Raw genomic sequence first — 383 nt, 5'->3', positions numbered from 1 at the left:
ATCTCGACAAATCGGCCAGGACATCGCGTCGGCGTGTAAACTGCTGCCTTTTTTGACTTCGATGGTGCAGTGGTAGTGAAAGCCCCGCAGCGCACGGCTTTTAGCAGCCAGACCCTTATTCGTTTGCTCGCTCGCCTGACGGACACCCGTATTCCCGAATCGACTCAATCGCTGTCGGAACGGCTGAGCCAATGGCTCGACTGGACCGACGCCATTGCGATGTCCACGGCGTTGGCCGCGACGCCGGCCCCTGTCTCGGATACGCAAGCCTCCATCGCCAGCGAAGAGAACGAGTGTTCGCGAGTGCGCGCATCGCTAGCCGATGCGATCGCTCGCGATAGCGTGCTCGCGATCGAGAAACGCGGCGCGTGGACGCACGCGGC

Annotated in this window: 1 protein-coding gene; it reads left to right on the top strand. The window is 61.9% G+C overall.

The features are described 5' to 3' along the window. Positions 1-75 precede the first annotated feature (75 nt). Positions 76-383, top strand: a 308-nt coding sequence (locus C9I57_RS32205; protein ID WP_258187932.1) for a DUF3348 domain-containing protein, incomplete at its 3' end; no start/stop codon positions are given.

This window comes from Trinickia symbiotica, assembly GCF_003028655.1.
GTDB classification, from domain to species: Bacteria; Pseudomonadota; Gammaproteobacteria; order Burkholderiales; family Burkholderiaceae; genus Trinickia; species Trinickia symbiotica_A.
This window is presented reverse-complemented; position numbering and strand designations above follow the sequence as displayed.